A 17,145-nucleotide genomic window follows, 5' to 3' on the forward strand; every position below is an offset into this window, starting at 1 on the left:
GCCCCGGCTTTGCCCCTAGATCGGGCGCGCGCCGGTTTAGCTCAGCTGGTAGAGCAACGGTTTTGTAAACCGTGGGTCGGGGGTTCGAGTCCCTCAACCGGCACCATTCTACCGACATAAATATCTTCGTTGTCAACGGGTTATACCTATGAGGACAACGCCATATGTCACACAATCTGTCACACACAATCCTTCGTTCGGGTTCATACTACTACAATCGTAGGGTTCCTGACCGGGTCAGAACTGCCTTCGGAATGAGGGCTGTGCGCCTCAAGCTGGGGAGGGACGAAGATGAAGCAGCAGAAGTTGCAGCCCACCTAACCGAAACATTGAATGAGCTCTGGAATGTCGAAGACGTAAGGCCTGTGGACCTGTCTAAGCTCATCAAGTCTGTGCGGCCCGAGCAGTTGGACCTGCTGCAATGTACTGAAGACTACTTGGGAACGAGGAACATCGAAGAAAAACCTGTCCGACTGGCAGTCAGAGCGTTGGTTGAGGTTTCGGGCAACAAGCCCATCACAAGCTATGCAAGGCCAGATGCAAGATCGTTCGTGACCAGTCTTTGTGAACGAGGAAACCGAACTGGCACTATCAGGCGACGTTTGAACTCCATCCATGCGGTCATCGAATTCGGGTTGATGGAAGCTGACGTTCAACAGCGAAACCCGTTCAGTCGATTGATCATAAAGAACGAAGGGTCGGACGTATCTCGTCGAGGCACCTTTACCTTAGAGCAGCTACAAGACATCTACCGGACAACCCTTTTGTCAGGTCATGACACCCAGCTGATCTTACCCATACTGGGGGAGACAACCGACGTTTTCGGATTGTCTTCTTCTTGATCTCCTCTCTCATCTTTAGGATCTTCGAGCCTCGGCCGTGATAGACGTCGGCGGGTGTCAGGTTGGCCAGGCTCTCGTGGTAGCGATGGTTGTTGTAGTGGTCGACGAAGGCGGCGATCTGTCGTTCCAGGTCGCTGGGCAGGAAGTAGTTTTCCAAGAGGACGCGGTTCTTCATCGTCTGGTGCCAGCGCTCGATCTTGCCTTGGGTCTGCGGGTGATGCGGCGCACCGCGGACGTGATCCATGCCCTTGTTCTCAAGATACTCGGCCAGATCGGCTGCCACGTAAGACGCGCCGTTGTCGCTGAGCAGCCTTGGCTTGTGCACGACCGTAGCGTTGTCGCAGCCTGAGGCTTCCAACGCCAGCTCCAGCGTGTCGGTGACATCCTGGGCCTTCATCGTCGTGCAGAGCTTCCAGGCGATGATGTACCGGCTGTAATCGTCAAGGATGGTGCTGAGATAGAACCAGCCCCAGCCGATGACCTTGAGATAGGTGAAGTCGGTTTGCCACAGTTCGTTCGGTCGGACTGTCTTGTCCCTGAACTCATCCGCGGCCCGGATTACCACATGGGCTGGTGCCGTGATCAGATCCTCCGCGCTGAGGATGCGATAGACAGACGACTCAGACACAAAGTAGCGCTTCTCATCGGTGTATTTGACCGCCAACTCGCGCGGTGTCAGGTCTTCGTGCTCCAGGGCAAAGTCGACGACATCGTCGCGAACCGTGTCCGGGATGCGGTTCCAGACCGACGCAGGTTTGGGAGAACGATCGGCTAGGCCATCGAGGCCGCCATCGCTCCAACGCGCGTACCAGTCGTAATAGGTGCTGCTGGGAATGCCGAGCATCTTCAGGGTTTGACGCGTAGGCAGATGGGATGCCTCCACCGTGCGGATGATTTCAAACTTCTCGGATGCGGGATACCTCATGCGTCGGCCTCCCCATCCCCGAGCATGCTTTTTTTGAGCAGGCGGTTCTCCAGCGTCAGTTCGGCGACTACCTCCTTCAGGGCGGCAGATTCCGACCGTAGCTCTTTGACTTCGGGAGACGTCGCTTGGAGTGCCGTGTCGCCCGCCAAGCGGTTCTTTCCCGCTTCCAGGAACTCCTTCGACCACGAATAGTATAGGCTCTCAGCGATGCCCTCGCGGCGGCACAATGCGGCAATGCTCTCCTCGCCGCGCAGGCCGGCCAGCACGACCCTGATCTTCTCTTCTGCTGAATAGTGTTTGCGGGTCTTCCGCTTGATACCCCTGACCAACTTGTCAGCGGCGTCTTTCGATGTTCCGGATTTCTGTTTCATCTTCGCTCCATAATGGCTTCGATGAACCAGAAATCCTCCGTTGATCAAACACCTAAATCTGTCCGGTAGGCGCTGACGTCAGACAGATCAGGAGAATACCTGTTTCCCTCTTTTGCGGTCACACCTGCGCCCGATTAGCGAGAACACCCTCGACGGAGCACTACGGCGCATGGGCTATTCCGGCGATGAAATGACTTCCCATGGCTTTAAAGCGTCCCGCCAAAAGCCTGAATCGTTGGGATTCCCTTGAGGTCTGATCTGTGATTCATCCTGTTTGGGAGGATGGATCATGTCAGCACCTTTGCCAGACGCTCTGCGGATGCGGTTTCAGAGATTGATTGAGGAAGGGTTAAGCGGGCGAGCGGCGGCGTTGCGCTTGAAGCTTTCGCCTGCCACCGGGGCGCGGTGGGGGCTTGCGATCCGTCGCACTGGTCAGGCCCGCGCGGCCCCTCAAGGCCGACCCAGAGGCAAGGGCAAGCTCGATCCACACCGGGCCTTCTTTGCGGAGATCATCGCGCAGGATGGCGACATCACGATGCCGGAGCTGGCAGCCGCCTTGCAAGACGCGACCGGCGTGCGCGCGCACCCGAACGCGATCGGAAAATTCCTTCGCAAGCTCGGCTATACACACAAAAAAAGTCGCTGGTGGCCGCCGAACGGTTGCCATTGTTGCGCCATTGGTCCGAGCGACAATGGCAACGCACCAAGGTAAGGCGGCAGCGCGAGGGCTGGTTCAAACATCGCCTTCCGGCAGTATCCGCTCAGCCCGAGCGCGTTGTGTTCATTGACGAAACATCCGTGAAGACAAATCTGACCCGCCTCCGCGGATGGGCTCCGCGCGGGGATCGCCTGATCATGGACGCCCCGTTCGGCTCATGGGGCACACAGACGTTCATTGCTGGCCTCAGGGCGCAAAGGGGGGACTCTGTGCCTGGCCATTGGACGCTCTCGCGGCGGCATAACGACGAAGATATTGGCGCTGACGGACGCGCTCGGCAACCGCGTCGAATTCAGATTGATGCCCGGCCAAGCCCATGATTTTCGCGAGAAGGGTTCGCTGAAATGCGGCCTGCTTGCCGGGTCCCTGCTGGCGGACAGCGTCTTCGATGCCGATTGGCTGCGCAATGACCTTCTGGCACGTGACATTACCCCGGTCATACCACCAAAATCCAATCGGAAGTTTCCAGCAGAGTTCGATATAGAGACCTACAAATGGCGGCACTTGATTGAAAATCATTTCGGTAAACTGAAAGAAAACAAAGGGATAGAAATGCGATCTTGCAAACAGACTTGAGCTTCAAGGCACTCATCTCAATCGCAGCAGCAATCCTTCACACGAGGTGAACGTCAACTGCCTCTAGATTTACCGCTCTTTTTGTTAGCTGGCGGCGCATGGCCTCCTGTGATGGATTTGGCAAGTTGTCGGACGCGGTTCTTTTTGCTGGACGACTTGCCTGCGGGCGGTTTCGGCCCGCGAAGTTTCTCAGACAATCGGTCAGACCCCTGCGATCCGCCCTTTGCCTTGCGCGGTTTCCACTTTTTGGCCTTTGGGGGTTCGGCTTCCGTTCTTGGGGATTTGGGTTTTGATGCACCGCTCGGTTTCGAACCGGGCTTGGGCTTTTTCTTCCGTGGGGCCGGGGCGTCGTTCCAATCAATGGGCGGGGTACCGCTTTGAGCGTTCGTGGCCGCAGGGCTCACGCCTTTGGCGAGATCGTGGCCACCTGTTTTCTTGTCTGCGCGGGTTTTTTCCTTTGGCGCCGACGCACCTTTACGCTTACCAATTCCGTGATCAAGGCTTGGCGCACCCTTCATCTGCACAATTTTGGAACCGCCTTCCAACACCATTCCGGGACCGACAGCGCTCAAAAACCGCTCGACGGCACTTTGTCGGAGTTCAATCAACGACGCATCGTTTTGTATGCGAATGGCACCAACATCTTCACGAGAAATTTTGCCCAACTTGCATAGCATCGGCAGCAATAGGCGTGGCTCGGCATTTACCTTTCGACCGCCGTCCAGCGAAAACCAAACACTTGGGCCAAACGCCTCTCGGGGTTTGGCCGGTGTTGATGGGTCAACAAGTTCTTCGGGCGCTGAACGGTTTTCGCGATATAGCCGTATGTAGGCTGCGGCGATTTGTTCCGGCGAAAAACGCGCCACAACGCCGTTCACAGTTGCCGCGTTGGAAGGTTCCACAGGATCCGTCCAATCAGAACTGGCCAGCATGCGCTCATCATCTTTCGCACTAACTTCCTCAGCCGAAGGCGCTGTGTCCCATTCGGCTTTCAGCTTGGCCCACCCCAACAATCGATGCGCTTTTTTTTGTGCAGCAGGCGGCACGATCAGCGCGCTGATCCCTTTGCGCCCCGCGCGCCCAGTGCGACCAGAGCGGTGCAACAGCGTATCCTGGTTCGTCGGAAGCTCGGCGTGGATGACAAGCTCAAGGTTCGGTAAATCAATACCACGCGCGGCCACATCCGTCGCCACACAGACCCGCGCACGACCATCGCGCATCGCTTGCAGGGCGTGAGTGCGTTCGTTTTGTGACAGCTCGCCTGACAATGCCACAACTGAAAAACCACGGTTAGACAGGCGCGTGGTCAGCCGGTTCACCATCGCGCGTGTGTTGCAAAACACGATGGCATTGGGGGCTTCGTAGTACCGTAAAACGTTGATGATCGCGTTTTCGCCATCGCGGGCCGAAACATTCAACGCCCGGTATTCGATATCCGCGTGCTGGCTGCCGCCGCTGGTTGTGGCAACACGAACAGCGTCCTTCTGATAATTCTTGGCAAGTCGCGCAATGGAGGCAGGCACCGTCGCCGAAAACAGCAGCGTTTGCCGTTCGGTTGGCGATTGCTCAAGAATAAATTCCAAGTCCTCTCGAAAGCCCAAATCCAGCATTTCATCGGCTTCGTCCAACACGATCGCTTTCAGTTTACTTAGATCAATCGAGCCGCGCATGATGTGATCGCGCAATCGCCCAGGTGTGGCTACGACAATATGAGCCCCACGCGCCAAGGCCCGACGCTCGTCGCGCATGTCCATGCCGCCAACAGTCGAAGCCAAAGTTGCACGTGCTCCGGCAAAGAGCCAAGCCAGCTCGCGTTTGACCTGAAGGGCCAATTCGCGGGTTGGCGCAATGATCAGCGCCAACGGAGCGGCGGCAGCCGGTAGACCCTCATCTTGGCCAAGCAATCCATTCGCGATTGTCTAGCCCCCAAGTTCTGGGCCATTTCTGATTAGAGTTTCTGGCATTGGTGGTCGCATGTTCAGAGCCTGGTGCGGACGTGTGTGGTTGTACTGCTTAAGCCAATGATTGATGACGATCTGTGCCTGTTTCGTTGTTGTGAACCATTCAGCGTTGAGGATCTCGTGCCGGAGAGTGCCGTTGAACCTCTCGTTGTATCCGTTTTCCCAAGGGGACCCCGGATAGATTCTAATTGGTCGAACACCAACGCGAACCAACCACTCCTGCATCGCCTTGGCTACGAACTCTGGGCCGTTGTCGGAGCGGATATACTCCGGCGTGCCATGGCAGAGGAGCAGCGGATATAGCGCCTCCAGAACATCTTCGGCGCCCATCCTGCTGCGAACTTCCACGGCCAGGGCCTGCCGGGTGTACTCATCCAGAACGGTCAGCATCTTGTAGCTCCGGCCATTGCTGAGCTTGTCGTGAACGAAGTCGATGCTCCAGATGTGGTTCGGATGCGTCGGCCTGAGGCGAATGATCGAGCTGTCCTTGTGATAAAGCCGTCTGCGCTTCCTGTGCCGCTGCGGGAGTTGCAGTCCTTCTTCCTGCCAGAGACGCTCAACCTTCTTATGATTGACCCGCCAGCCCTCGATGCGCAGGAGTTCCGAAACTTTACGATAGCCGTAGCGCCCATATTGCTTGGCCAGGCGGATCAAAGCGAGCCGTAGAGCATCATCGTCTTTTGGCGCGGGTCGATATTGCAGAGAGCTTCGCGCCATACCGACGACCCGGCAGGTCCTCCGCTCCGAGGTCGCGAGCTTTTGGCGCGTATGAATAACGGCCTGACGGAGCTCCCCAGTCGTCAGGCCCTGGGCTTTAAGTAGTTCAGGCTTTCTTTGAGGATCAGCTTGTCCAATTCAAGCTCAGCGACGATCTTCTTGAGACGCCCATTCTCCTTTTCCAGGCTGCGCATCTCCGACAACTGCGACCGTCCCATACCACCAAACCGTTTCCGCCAGTTGTAATATGTCGCATCGCTGATGCCGACGCTACGACACGCCGATGCAACGTCACTTCCTCCCGTCAGCTTCAGCTCAATCTCACGCAGCAGCTTCAATACATCTTCGTCCGAATGCCGTTTCCGTGCCATTACATATTCCCCTCTCAAGACCAATGTAGTGGCCCAGTTTTAGGGGGGAAGGACACCCGAATCCGAGAGTTTTTCCTGACCCGGTCTGCGCCGACACCAACATGTCTTTACCCAGTACATCGCGCGCTGTTACGGCCACTTGTACTGGCGTCAGCGAAGTATACCCTTTGGCCTCAAGTGCCTGTGCCAATGCTTGTTTCACGGGGCCAACTTTCCATAACGATGTGCCGAAATTCAGTGCCCGGCCACAAGAAGACTGCCCCTATCGCCTTAAGGAATTGATGTATAGGCCGCAAATGGCTGCAGTGCGACAAGCGCCGGGACAAAGAATTGTCAGTGTCCGGCAAGGCAAAAGCCCGGCATCAAATGAAACGAAAAGCTTGGGACTCGCTAGCGCGAAACCATTCAAAGCAGCCGATTTCGACGGCCTGTACATCACGACCTGTACGAGCGGCTCTCGATTGTGGCATTTCAAGTACAACTTCAGCCGCTGCGATCGTTTGAATTCGCCCCGAAAGACCATGCAAACCGGGGCGGCGGAATCCGGCTGTCCGGTCTGGCGCCCCGGATTGCTGCGAATTGTGCAATGAACCGGGCGTAGATTTCGACATCATGTCCGGCTGCAACCTGTCGCACGGCCGGTTCAATTGCGTGATAGTTGCGCTAAAACCCCAGGGCCGCTCCGTCGCTTCGCGGATCGTTTGCGCCCTCAATCAGGCCATCGGGGTGCACGACCAGGGCGCCTGCGTGGCCCATCACCTCGTCATAACCTCCGACAACCTGAGGGTCGTGGCCTGCGGCATCCAGCGCGGCGATGACTTCCGGGTCGAACCGGTTCTCGATCCTGAGCGATGTGGTTTCGGCCCCCCAAGTGCGCCCCAAAAGCCAGCGCGGCGCCGTAATTGCGGCCTGAAGATCCTGCCCGTACAGGACGTGGCGGGCGAATATCATCGCCTGCGTCTGCGGCTGACCTTCGCCGCCCATGGTGCCATAGGGCATCACGCGGCCGTCGCCCAGACGGGCCAGTGCGGGCTGGATGGTGTGGAACGGGCGGCGGTCTGGTTTCAGCGCCTTGTGGTGCGCCGGATCCAAAGAAAAGCTGGTTCCGCGATTCTGCCAGGTGATGCCGGTGTCATCCAGCACCACGCCGCTGCCGAATTCCCAATAGATGCTTTGGATAAAGCTGACGGCACGGCCCTCGTTGTCGACCGCGCCCAGCCAGCATGTGTCGCCCTTGGTGGCCTCACGGGGCCAGGGAGAGGCCGTCGCGGGATCTATGTCGGCGGCCATCTGGTCCATCACCTGATCGGTCAGGAAGTTCGACGGATCGACGGGCATATAGGCCGGGTCGGTCACATGGGTGTCGCGGATCACGAAGGCCTGTTTGGTGGCCTCTAGCAGCCCGTGGACAAAGTCGAACCCCTCGGCCCGTTGGACACCAAGGCGCGCGTAGATACCCAGCAGCATCAGCGAGGCGAGGCCCTGCGTCGGTGGTGGCATGTTGTAGAGATCGTGACCGGCAACCGAGAGCTTTAGCGGGTCAACGTCCAGCGCGGTGTGGCGTTCCAGATCATCGCGCGTCACCAGCGATCCGGCGCGCGCCAGATCGGCAGCAATCGCCTGCGCCAGATCGCCGCGATAGAAATCGTCCAGGCCCGCATGGGCAAGCTGGCGCAGTGTTGCAGCGATCCTTGGCTGACGCAGGCGCTGTCCCAGCGTCAGTGGCTGACCGTCGGGGAGGTAGACCGCGCCAAAGCCCGGAACCCCGGCCAGCTCATCGCGTTTGGCGGCGATGTTGTGGGCCAGAGTGGTCGTCACCGCCACACCGTTTTCGGCGTGGTGAATGGCGTCTTCCAGCAGGCGATCCAGCGGCATCCTGCCGCCGACTGCCGCACTCTGGCGCAGCGCGTTCTGCCAACCGGACACGGCGCCCGCGCAGGTCAGCGCCGCAAGTGGCCCGCGTGAGGGGATGATCCCGCCGCATTCCTGCGCATAGAAATCTATACTGGCCCGTTCAGCCGCCGCACCACAGGCGTCGATGGCCGTGACATCGTGGCCCGGTTGGTGGATCAGCCAGAAATTATCGCCGCCAAGCGCATTCATATGCGGATAAACCACGGTCATGGTGGCGGCGGCGGCGACCATCGCCTCGATCGCGTTGCCGCCGTCCTGCAAGACCCGCAACCCGGCCTGGGCGGCCAGGTGGTGGGGGGCGGTGACCATGCCGCCATAGGCGCGTTTGGTTTGAAGCATCTGAACCCTCTTTCTTTCAGGCAGCGCGTTGATCGGGCGACGCGGTCAGCGCGTCAAGCACGGTCACGACGCCCAGCAGCGTATCCCAGCCCGACGAATGGCCGATCCTGTCTATGGCCACAAGCGCCCGGTCAAGCCCATCGACGTCAAAGCGCAGCAATGCGGCGATGGCGTCATGCACCGAGGCACTGCCCAGACCATCGGCGCTGGCGGTCAGCAGCGCGGCCGAGATCCGGTTCGTGCGGGTGGCAAGATGCGGGGCGATATCCTGCCACAGCGCCCTGGCAACAGCGCCGTGGCCCGTGGCGTGCAGGGCTATCAGCATGCCCCCAAGCACGTCGTCACCAGAAGGCGTCAGGCCCGCACCATACCCCAAAAGCGAAACGGCCCAGTCCGGCGCGCATTGGGGTGCGCCGCGCAGCGCGGTTGTCATCCAGTTTCGGGCGGCATCGATCTGCACGGCGGCCCGGCCAAGCACCGCATCGCCCGGCTGCGGCTGGCCGCTGGCGCCAAGCAGCGCGCCCAGCCCCGGAAGTGTGCCGCGCCCGGCCAGCCTTGCGTCGAGTTGGCGCAGGGCAAGGCCCTCGGGGCGCTGAACAGCGCCTGAAACCACGATTTCGGGGTGCCAGACCCGCGCAGTCGCAAGATCAAGGCTCAGCAGCCCCGCGATGCGCAGATGCGGGTGGGCAAGCGCGACTGGCTGGCCCAGGATCAGGCCCGCGCGCTGCCAGTCGCGGGACATATTGGCCCGTACCGAGATTGGCCCGTCCTCAACATCCGCGTTCGTCACGCAGACCAGGCCGCCGGGCAATCGCACATAGAAGACCGAGGAAAACACCGCCGCAACGGATCCGCGTTGCACCCGTTCGCGCAGATGATCGGCGGCGATTGGTCCGATACTCAGCGTGGAGTGGACCGGGCAATCAGCCATCGGTGTCAGCGACCACATGCGTTCCCGCATCACCACGCAGCGCCGCCTGCGCCTGATCCAGATGCGCGATGATGACGCGGCGACCGCCGCCTTTCAGAAACTGCAACGCAGCGTCGATCTTTGGGCCCATCGAACCGGGCGGAAATTGCCCATCGGCCTGAAACTGCGCAAGCTCGGCCATGGTGACCATGCCCAGTTCGCGCTGATCCGGGTTGCCGAAATTGATCGACACCTGCGGCACAGCCGTCAGGATCATCATCAAGTCAAAGCCCAGGACATTGCCGATCAGCGCAGTGGTAAGGTCTTTGTCGATCACCGCGTCAATCCCATGGCGCACGCCCTTGGGGCCGCGCACCACCGGGATGCCGCCACCGCCACCGGCAACGACGATGGTGCCGCGCTTGGCCAATTGCTCGATCAGCGAGATATCGCAGATATGCCGGGGCCGGGGTGAGGGGACGACATGGCGCCAGCCGCGCCCGGAATCCTCGCGCATGCGCCAGCCCATTTGCGCGCCGACGACCTTGGCCTCAGCCTCGGAATAGAAGGTGCCGATGGGTTTTGAGGGGGTCTGGAACGCGGGGTCGTCCGGGTCCACCTCGACCTGGCTCAGCAGGCAGGCGACGTGGCGGGGGTTGTCAGCCTCTCGCAATGCGTTTTCCATGGCCTGCACCAGCAGATAGGCGATGCCGCCCTGCGAATGCGCCACGCAGATATCCAGCGGCATCGGGGCAATCGTGTCGCGCGTCAGCGCCTGGCGCAACAGGATCTTGCCGACCACCGGGCCGTTGCCGTGGGTGATGATCAGTTCTTCACCGCGCAGGGCAAGCGGCAGCAGCGCCTGCGCTGTTGCGCGGGCGATGTCCTTCTGTTCTTTCGAGGTGCCCTCGATATCCTCAGGATGGGTGGCGTTGCCGCCGATGGCGACGACGATCCGTTTGGGGATATCGAACGGCGGGATCATCCGGCGCCGGCCGCGGCCAATGCCCAGCGGGCGGCATCCGCATTGCTGGGCGCAACCAGAATGCCCGCCGCCTGAAGCTTTGCGATCTGACCGGCGCGGCCCTGCGGGTCGCCGTCGGTACCGCAGACCGAGGCGATGACGGTCGGGCCGCCGCCGGTCCGGTGTTCGCTGACCAGCGCGGCCAGATGCCCGGCAGGATCGTCATGCGCCCCGTATCCGATCACCACGTCACACAGGATCGCGGCCAGATCGGTTCGCCCCAACGCCTCGGTAAAAGCCTCATCCCGTACGGTGGGGTCAATCATCGGATGCGGGCGACCACGGGTGTAGTCATCATCGCCAAGGTCCAGCATCAGGTGGCCGTCGCTATCCTGTGCCCCAATCCCCGTGACCGGCGCGTTGGACCGCACCGCCAACTCCGCGTCCCGCAGGATCACCTGAGCTTCCGCACAGAGCGTTCCACCCGCGAACAGGCCAAGAAGCTGTGTGTTGTCAGTGCCTTGCATGGCTGGCGGGCCAGGGGGTTCTGCCGTTACGTCCAGTGCCGCATAGGCCGCATCTTTCAGCGAAAAGCACTGGGTGACATTCGCGGGCATCGGGATTTCCGCCGCGCCCATGAAGCAGACGATCGCGGGTTTCCCGGCGTTGGCAAGCCGGTCAAGGACGACCTTGGCAACGTTATCACCCGGTGGTTTGGCGATGAGGACGATACGCTGCGTGCCCGCATCCGCTGCCAATGCGTCGATTGCCATGAGGGTGGAAATCCCGCCAACCTCGGCCTTCAGATCGCGCCCGCCGACGCCGATGGCGTGGCTGACGCCGCCGCCCAGTTGGGCGACAAGGCAGGTAACCTCTTGCAGGCCTGTGCCCGATGCGCCGATCATGCCAATTGGGCCGCGCGGCACCACATTGGCAAACGCCAGCGGCGTTCCGGCAATGATCGCGGTGCCGCAATCCGGGCCCATGACCAGGCGGCCAAGGTCGCGCGCTTCGGTCTTCAACGCAGCCTCAGCCGCAAGGCTGACATTGTCGGAAAAGATCATCGCATCCAGCCCGCGCCGGATCGCCTTCCGCGCCTCAGCAGCGGCGAAATCACCGGGGACCGAGATCAGCGCCAGGTTCGCGCCCGGAACCATCCCGAGTGCGGCGCGCAGCGATTTCGGACGATAGGCTGCGCCTTCGCCGCGTGTGGCCGGAGCGTCCAGCAGGGCGATGGCTTCGGCCAGTGCAGCCTTGGCCGTTGCCTGATCTGTTGCGCGGATGCCAAGGATCAGATCGCCGCCCGCGGCGGATCTGCCAGTCTCGTCCAGCAGGCCCGCATCGGCCATAATCTCGTGATTGGCGGGGGTGCCCATCATCAGGGCGGCTTCTTCGACGCCTTCGGCGCCTGCGATTGCCCGGCTCATCCGCATCAGCGCGACTGAATCCAGATAAAATCCGCGCCGGACTTCGTTCAGAACATGCGCCATCAGCTGACCCCCATGCGGTCGGCAAAGGCGGTCAACGCCTGGGTGAAACACCCCATCGGGGCCTTGACGACGCCTGCGCCGACTTGGCCGATCCCGGGTTTTCGATGCGCAATGCCGGTGTTGATCGTCGGGGCCAGGCCGGTATCAACCACCAGCCGGATGTCGATGCCGGTCGGCACGCCCAGATAATCCATCGCCGGGATCGTCCATTCAGGACTTTCGGCGGCCGTAACTTCGCCCATTGCCCGCGTGAAATTCCCCGCGTCCGAGGCTGATCCCGCCCCGACGAACCCCGCAACGGCGGGCGAGGCCCCCATGGAAAATCCGCCCAACCCAATGGTTTCGACAATGGCGCTGTCGCCCATGTCGGGGTTGGCGTCGGCTTCCGAGAATCCGGGAAAGTACAGCCCTTCGGGCATTTCGACCGGGGCGACAAACCACGCGTCGCCGGTGCCGCTGACCCGGATGCCAAAGTCGGTTCCGTTGCGGGACATCGCCGTGACAATGCTGGAGCCGTCGATGCCGCGCGCCGCGTCGGTCATGCTTTTGCCCATGGCCATTGCGATGTTGAGGAAGAACTGATCGTTGCCCGCGATGAAGGCCAGCGCCTTGGCAAGCGCGGCATTGTCGGTTGCGGTTTCGGCCAGCGCCGGGGCCAGCGCGCGCAGGATCAGGCCGGAACAGGCGACATTGCGCTGGTGCATTTCGTCGCCCATGGTCAGGCCACGGGCGATGATGTTTTTCAACTCCACCCCGCCGTTATGCCGGATCGCGCCCCCCAGTGCCGCGCCGAAATCATCACGCAGCCAGCGCAGGCGGTCCAGAACCTCGGCATCATTGCCGCCAAAGCGCATCACCTTGCCCAGCCCTTCGTTGATCGCGCAATAGGCCCTGTTTCCGAAAGTGCGATTTTCGACGACCAGCATCGGTTGCGATACCGTCGTCATTCCGGTCATCGGGCCGACACAGTCGAAATGGTGGTTCGGGTGAAATTCAAACGCGCCCGCCGCCGCCTTGGCCTCGGCGTCATCCAGATCGCTGGCCCAGCCTTCGTAGACGGCAATGCCGGTGATCGCGCCCTTCATCGGGCCGCACATCCGGTCCCACTCAATCGGTGGGCCTGCGTGCAGGATCATGCCATCCTTGAGGTCCGGAACCACATCGCGCGCCGTCTGAACGTCGATCAGGACCGGATCGCTTGTCAGGATCCGCTCGATCGTCAGGGCGTTCGCCTTTTCAATGGCTTCCATGGCTCAGGCCCCCAGTTTCGACAACAGGTCGGCCAGTTTCGGATCGCCCCCGGCGGGCGGGGACCAGTCAACCTGCACAACCTCGACCCCTTGTTGGGACAACTCAGCTTCGAACCCTTCCAGGCCGATGTTCACCACCTTGACGGGCCCGGCCAGCAGGTCCTTGATCGTGCCGCTCATTGCCCAGCCTCCGCATAGATTTTATAGGCCGCATCGACACCGGCGTTGGCCGGGGCGTCATAGCCGGCGCGCCGCAGAACGGCATCGAGTGACGACAGGCAGCGCAGGATGTTGGGTTTGTGGCAGACGTGGCCCATGGTGCCGATGCGCCAGATCTTGCCCGCCAGATGCCCGAACGAGGTGCCGATTTCGATCCCGAAATCGTTCAGCATGGCGCTGCGCACCCCTTCACCATTGCCGCAGGCCTTGGGGATATAGACGCCGGTGACATTGGCCATGCGGTTGGCCTCATCCCCGAACAGCTCCAGCCCCATCGCCTGCAACCCGGCGCGCAGGGCGTCGCTGGCCAGCGCGTGGCGGGCATGACCCGCCTCCAACCCTTCGCCAAGGACCACCCGAGCGCATTCCCGCGCGCCGTAAAGCATCGAGGTGCTTTCCGTGTGATGGTTCAACCGCTTGGGCGACCAGTAATCCATCAGCATCCCCAGATCGAGGTAGTTGGACGAAATCCGCGGCCCTTCGGCCCCGACATAGCCTTCGGGCCGGATGCCGCCTTCGATGTGTTTGCGGGCGTTGATCGCCTCTGCCGCAGCCTCGCTCAGCGTGACCGGAGACGTCCCCGGCGGACCTGACATGCATTTCTGCAACCCGGCTGAAATGGCGTCGATGCCCCAGGCGTCCACCTCGACCGGCATGCCGCCTAGGGTGGCGGTTGCGTCCACGTAAAGCAGGGTGCCAACCTCACGGCAGACCTCGGCCAGACCGTCGAGCGGCTGCGCCATCGTGGTCGAAGTATCGCCGTGCACCAGTGCCAGCACTTTCGGGCGGTGTTTGCGCACCGCGTCGGCAATCTGATCAACCGGGAAAGTACTGCCCCAGTCGGTTTCGATGGTTTCGATCTTGCCGCCAACGCGGCCGCAAATCTCGCTCAGCAGGAAACCGAAGCGCCCGAACTGCGGCACCAGCACCGTATCACCCGGCGCGACGAGCGAGGCGAGGCATGCTTCGATCCCCGACCGAGCCGTACCGTTGACCAGCAGCGTCCAGTGGTTCTGCGTGCGAAAGACCTGACGATAGAGCGCCATGACCTGGTTCATGTATTCGGTGAATTCCGGGTCGAACTGGCCAAGCATCGGCACCGACATGGCGCGCAAAACGCGGGGATAAACGTCCACCGGGCCGGGGCCCATCAACAGGCGCGGGCTGGGGGAGAGGTCTTCGAATAGCTCGGTCATATGTTGGTCGTCCCCAGTCTTTCTACGGTTCTCAGCAGCAGATTCGCGCCTGCGATGCCGTCCTCACCGGTGATGCTTTCGTCCGGGCTGTGGCTGATGCCACGGTCGCAGCGCACGAAGATCATGCCGACATCGGTGATATGAGCCAGGGCCGCCGCATCATGGCCCGCGCCGCTTGGCAGGCGGAACGGGCGCTGGCCCAGATCGTCCATCGCGGCCTCGATCGTGTCCACCAGATCGGGCGCGCAGGTGACGCCGTCGGCGGCATGGCTGTGGTCGATGCTCAGCGTCACGCCCCGTTTGCCGCCGATACTTTCGAAGTCCGCCAGCAGTTCGGCGACGGCCTTGTTGCGCACGGCATCTTCGGCGGCGCGGAAATCGACCGAGAATTCGGCAGTTCCGGGGATGACATTGGTCGCGCCGGGGCCAGAACTGATCTGCCCGACCGTCCCGACAGCATGTTCATGCGCGGCAGCGGCGTTCTCGACCGCTAAAATGCATTCGCTGGCCGCGCACAGTGCATCCTGCCGGGCATCCATCGGAACGGTTCCGGCATGGCCAGCCGCACCAGTGATCCGCACCGTCATCCGGTTGGCCCCGGCGATGGCGGTGACGGCACAAGTTGGCAGGTCTTCGGCTTCCAGCACGGGGCCCTGTTCGATGTGAACCTCAAGATAGCAGCGGATGTCGCCGGGCCTGCGCGCGGCTTCGCCGATCCGGGCCGTATCCAGCCCGAAATCGGTCATGGCCTGCGCAAGGGTGATGCCGTCCTTGTCAGGCCGATCCAGCAGGGCCATGTCAAAGGTTCCGGCCAATGCGCGGCTGCCCAGAAAAGTCGACTGATACCGCACGCCTTCTTCGTCGGCGAAACACGCAACCTCGATCGCGTTGTCGTAACGCACGCCGCGTTCGTTCAGCGATTTCACCACGTCGATTGCCGACAGAACGCCCAGGCCCCCGTCGTATTTCCCCGCCTTGATGATCGTATCCAGATGCGACCCCAGCAGGATCGCCGGTGCGCCCGGTATTTTGCCTTCGTAGCGGCCCATCATGTTGCCGACCGCGTCCTGCCAGACCTCCATGCCTGCGTCACGCATCCACTGACCGGCCAGATCGTTGGCGGCGCGATGCTGCGGCGTGTAACAGCGGCGCGTCAGAAAACCGGGTGTTTCAGTGATCTCTGCCAGCTGGTCCAGGCGGTCCATGATGTCCAGACTAATCGTGTCGATATCAGTCACTTGCGCCCGCACCCCTCGATCCAATGTCATGTTAGCGTACAACGGTCAATGGCCGAGTCCAAGCGGGATGCGCCGAAAAATCAGAACGTTATCAGCAAAACGATCGGACTGGCCCGGTTTGGCGTGCACTCAGCCGCCGCATTCCCGCATCCGGGTCAAACCAGCTTGAGGATCACCTTGCCCGACACCCTGCGCGAGGCGAGCGCGGCAAACATCTGGCCCACGTCATCCAGCGCGAATGTGCCTTCGATGGGCACCTTTAGGGTGCCGTCGACAATGGCACCGACCACCGATGCGACGCCGCTGTTCCAACTGTCCGAGGTGTAATCAAGATGCCCCAGATGCATCCGGGTGAAGGTCAGGGATTTCTTGACCAGCTGTTCCCACAGGTTTGGCAGGGGCGGACCCTCAGCCTCGCCATAGCTGACCACGTGACCCAATTGGCGGATGCAGTCGAAACTGCGGTCCAGGATCGTCGCACCGGTCGAATCGACAATCTTGTCGACCCCGCGCCCCTTGGTAAAATCCAGCGTGGCGACCACGAAATCCTGATCGGCGCGGTTGATGACAAGGTCGGCCCCGAACTCCAGCGCGCGCTGTTCTTTGCCGGGCGTTCCGACCGTTCCGATCACCCGCGCCCCGGCCATTTTCGCCAGCTGCGTCAGATACAGCCCGACACCGCCGCCGATGGCGTGGATCAACACCGTGTCGCCGGGGTTGGTCTTGCTGACGCCATGAAGCAGGTTCCAGGTGGTCATGCCTTGCAGCAAAAAGGCCGCCCCCACGTCCAGGCCCATTTCATCAGGCAGTTTGACGGCACGCTCCTGCGGGACGATGCAATATTCGGCAAATGCCCCGGCGTCTTCAACAAAGGCCGCGATCCGGTCGCCAACGGCCAGGCCCGTCACTCCGGGGCCGACCTCGGTGATGATGCCGGCAGGTTCCAGCCCGGCAACCAGCGGATAGCCTTTGGGATGCGGATAGATGCCGGTGCGCATCATCAGGTCGGCATAGTTCAGCCCGGCGAAGGCCACCCGAACCAGCACCTGGCCCGGTCCGGGGGCCGGTTTGGGCACGTCCTTGATAACGGTCGAAGCGGGCTTTCCATCAGGGGCTTCAAAAATCACGGCACGCATGGGTGTTT

Annotated in this window: 13 protein-coding genes, 1 tRNA gene and 1 pseudogene; 3 read left to right on the plus strand and 12 right to left on the minus strand. The window is 61.4% G+C overall.

What is annotated here, in order from left to right:
• The first annotated feature begins 30 nt into the window (after positions 1-30).
• Positions 31-106, plus strand: a tRNA-Thr gene (locus tag GKR99_06065).
• Positions 107-810: 704 nt separating this feature from the next.
• Here the strand turns inward: GKR99_06065 and GKR99_06070 are convergent.
• Positions 811-2,138, minus strand: a pseudogene (locus tag GKR99_06070) (IS3 family transposase).
• Positions 2,139-2,543: 405 nt separating this feature from the next.
• On the opposite strand from GKR99_06070, the gene GKR99_06075 reads away from it, so the two are divergent.
• Both GKR99_06075 and GKR99_06080 read left to right on the plus strand, forming a co-directional pair.
• Complete coding sequence (locus GKR99_06075) at positions 2,544-3,176, plus strand: hypothetical protein (GenBank protein ID NKB27128.1); 633 nt, start codon at positions 2,544-2,546, stop codon at positions 3,174-3,176.
• Positions 3,112-3,432, plus strand: a complete 321-nt coding sequence (locus tag GKR99_06080; protein ID NKB27129.1) for a hypothetical protein — start codon at positions 3,112-3,114, stop codon at positions 3,430-3,432. Before GKR99_06075 ends, GKR99_06080 begins: the two co-directional genes overlap by 65 nt.
• Positions 3,433-3,485: 53 nt before the next feature.
• On the opposite strand, the gene GKR99_06085 is transcribed toward GKR99_06080, so the two are convergent.
• The 11 genes from GKR99_06085 to GKR99_06135 all read right to left on the minus strand — a co-directional run bounded on the left by GKR99_06085 (position 3,486) and on the right by GKR99_06135 (position 17,137).
• Positions 3,486-5,348, minus strand: a complete 1,863-nt coding sequence (locus GKR99_06085; GenBank protein NKB27130.1) for a DEAD/DEAH box helicase — start codon at positions 5,346-5,348, stop codon at positions 3,486-3,488.
• A gap of 3 nt (positions 5,349-5,351) precedes the next feature.
• On the minus strand, positions 5,352-6,248 hold the full coding sequence (locus GKR99_06090; protein NKB27131.1) for an IS3 family transposase: 897 nt from the start codon (positions 6,246-6,248) through the stop codon (positions 5,352-5,354).
• Positions 6,194-6,481 carry a transposase gene (locus GKR99_06095; protein NKB27132.1) on the minus strand — a complete coding sequence of 96 codons (288 nt, stop codon included), beginning with the start codon at positions 6,479-6,481 and terminating at the stop codon, positions 6,194-6,196. The genes GKR99_06090 and GKR99_06095 overlap by 55 nt, the downstream gene beginning before the upstream one ends.
• A 663-nt stretch (positions 6,482-7,144) precedes the next feature.
• Positions 7,145-8,734, minus strand: a complete 1,590-nt coding sequence (locus GKR99_06100) for a gamma-glutamyltransferase (GenBank protein ID NKB27133.1) — start codon at positions 8,732-8,734, stop codon at positions 7,145-7,147.
• Positions 8,735-8,750: 16 nt separating this feature from the next.
• On the minus strand, positions 8,751-9,698 hold the full coding sequence (locus GKR99_06105; protein NKB27134.1) for a DUF2877 domain-containing protein: 948 nt from the start codon (positions 9,696-9,698) through the stop codon (positions 8,751-8,753).
• Complete coding sequence (locus GKR99_06110) at positions 9,658-10,629, minus strand: carbamate kinase (protein NKB27135.1); 972 nt, start codon at positions 10,627-10,629, stop codon at positions 9,658-9,660. Before GKR99_06110 ends, GKR99_06105 begins: the two co-directional genes overlap by 41 nt.
• On the minus strand, positions 10,626-12,101 hold the full coding sequence (fdrA, locus tag GKR99_06115; GenBank protein ID NKB27136.1) for an acyl-CoA synthetase FdrA: 1,476 nt from the start codon (positions 12,099-12,101) through the stop codon (positions 10,626-10,628). Before fdrA ends, GKR99_06110 begins: the two co-directional genes overlap by 4 nt.
• The gene (locus tag GKR99_06120) at positions 12,098-13,348 is read right to left on the minus strand and encodes a DUF1116 domain-containing protein (protein NKB27137.1); all 1,251 of its coding nucleotides are present in this window, start codon (positions 13,346-13,348) and stop codon (positions 12,098-12,100) included. The genes fdrA and GKR99_06120 overlap by 4 nt, the downstream gene beginning before the upstream one ends.
• A 176-nt stretch (positions 13,349-13,524) precedes the next feature.
• A complete protein-coding gene (locus tag GKR99_06125) occupies positions 13,525-14,763 on the minus strand; it encodes an aminotransferase class V-fold PLP-dependent enzyme (protein NKB27138.1) in 1,239 nt (412 codons plus the stop codon).
• Positions 14,760-16,031, minus strand: a complete 1,272-nt coding sequence (locus GKR99_06130; protein NKB27139.1) for an allantoate amidohydrolase — start codon at positions 16,029-16,031, stop codon at positions 14,760-14,762. Before GKR99_06130 ends, GKR99_06125 begins: the two co-directional genes overlap by 4 nt.
• Before the next feature lie 125 nt (positions 16,032-16,156).
• Entirely contained in the window at positions 16,157-17,137 is a 981-nt protein-coding gene (locus GKR99_06135) for a zinc-binding dehydrogenase (protein ID NKB27140.1), read from the minus strand.
• Positions 17,138-17,145 lie beyond the last annotated feature (8 nt).

This window comes from Paracoccaceae bacterium, from assembly GCA_012103375.1.
In the GTDB taxonomy this organism is placed as follows: Bacteria; Pseudomonadota; Alphaproteobacteria; order Rhodobacterales; family Rhodobacteraceae; genus WLWX01.